The organism is Xenorhabdus bovienii (assembly GCF_024721015.1).
Lineage (GTDB): Bacteria > Pseudomonadota > Gammaproteobacteria > Enterobacterales > Enterobacteriaceae > Xenorhabdus > Xenorhabdus bovienii.
The window spans coordinates 1-1,272 of record NZ_JANAIF010000218.1 but is presented as its reverse complement, the minus strand read 5'-3'; the positions used below and the strand labels follow the sequence as shown (position 1 = coordinate 1,272).

Sequence of the window (1,272 nt, the reverse complement as noted above, 5' to 3'; positions counted from 1 at the left end):
CAAGGGGATATCGGCACATTGTCCGGTAAGTGCCGTATTGCGCTGTGGTACTCCGCGTGTGCGGTTCGTCCAGAGGCTATTGGTGTCGGGTTGGCAGGTCAGAAATAATCACAAGGGGGCTTCGGCTCCCTTTTTATTTTGAGGTAAATCATGCAAAAGATGCTCTACAAATCAGACGGTGACGTCAGTGTCTGGGGAATGAAGTTGCAAATCACGGTCATTGAACCAGAGGAATTGGACGAATATTTGGCTGATGGCTGGGTTGAAAATCCCATGGATACGTTGAAGCCTGAGCTATCGGAGCCAGTGAATCTCGGCAAAGGTAAGGTAGGTGAAAATGGGGCTGACAACAAAGGGTGATTTGGTTCAGGCAGCACTACGTAAGCTGGGTGTTGCCTCCAATGCCACGTTATCCGATATCGAACCGCAATCAATGGAAGATGCGATTAATGATTTAGAGTTGATGATGGCGGAATGGTATCAAGATGGCTCAGGTGTTAATGCTGGTTATCGATTTGCTGATGCGGATAATCCACCCGCTGACGGTGACGAGCACGGCATGAAAAGTGGCGCTATCAGTGCTGTTATTCATAATCTCGCTGTGCGGATTGCCCCAGATTACGCCATTGAGCCGCCAATAAAGATCATCAACACCGCCAGATATGGCAAAGAGCTTTTGTATAAGCAATCTGCCATATCCCGCGCCAAGAAATCACGCTCTGATTATCCGGCACGAATGCCTATTGGTTCAGGTAATCACTGGGCGACTGTTAACGGCTGGCATTTTTATCCCGGGGACAAACCACATGCCGATTCAACAACTCCCCCTGATGAAGGGGACAGGTAAAGACTATCGCACAGCGGATTATGTTGATTTACTTCCGGTCAACATGCTGGCCACACCGAAAGAAATACTGGGTTCCTCTGGTTATCTCCGTTCCTTCCCCGGCATAACAAAACGCGCTGATGTTACGGGTATCTCGCGAGGGGCTGAGTTCAATACTAAACAGCCGGCTGTTTATCGTGTGCTGGGTAACAAACTTTATAGGGCTGCAAATGCTATCAGCGATGTCCCCGGCTCCGGTCGGGTCAGCATGGCACACAGTTACAATAGTCAGGCTGTGGCGGCCAATGGTGTGATGTCACTTTATCGCTATGACGGCACGGTCAAACGTCTGGAGAACTGGCCTACCTTGTCTAAATTCCAACAATATGAAATCGGCTCTGTGCGTGATATCTGCCGATCCCGTGGGCGTTATATCTGGGCGAAAG

4 protein-coding genes are annotated in these 1,272 nt (G+C 49.6%); all 4 read left to right on the top strand.

The annotated features are described in order from the left end of the window. Window positions 1-108: P22 phage major capsid protein family protein (locus NXS07_RS20150; protein ID WP_258087505.1), on the top strand; the 108-nt coding region annotated here is incomplete at its 5' end. A gap of 42 nt (window positions 109-150) precedes the next feature. Continuing rightward, window positions 151-360, top strand: a complete 210-nt coding sequence (locus NXS07_RS20145) for a hypothetical protein (protein WP_046337069.1) — start codon at window positions 151-153, stop codon at window positions 358-360. Beyond that, the gene (locus NXS07_RS20140) at window positions 338-847 is read left to right on the top strand and encodes a packaged DNA stabilization gp4 family protein (protein WP_258087525.1); all 510 of its coding nucleotides are present in this window, start codon (window positions 338-340) and stop codon (window positions 845-847) included. The genes NXS07_RS20145 and NXS07_RS20140 overlap by 23 nt, the downstream gene beginning before the upstream one ends. Beyond that, a partial coding sequence (locus tag NXS07_RS20135; protein WP_258087524.1) for a packaged DNA stabilization protein occupies window positions 807-1,272 on the top strand: 466 nt, incomplete at its 3' end. The genes NXS07_RS20140 and NXS07_RS20135, both read left to right, overlap by 41 nt.

What these genes read in the sequence shown, in the direction of transcription:
- NXS07_RS20145 (WP_046337069.1), top strand. Translation starts at nt 151, where the DNA reads ATGCAAAAGATGCTCTACAAATCAGACGGTGACGTCAGTGTCTGGGGA.
- NXS07_RS20140 (WP_258087525.1), top strand. Translation starts at nt 338, where the DNA reads ATGGGGCTGACAACAAAGGGTGATTTGGTTCAGGCAGCACTACGTAAG.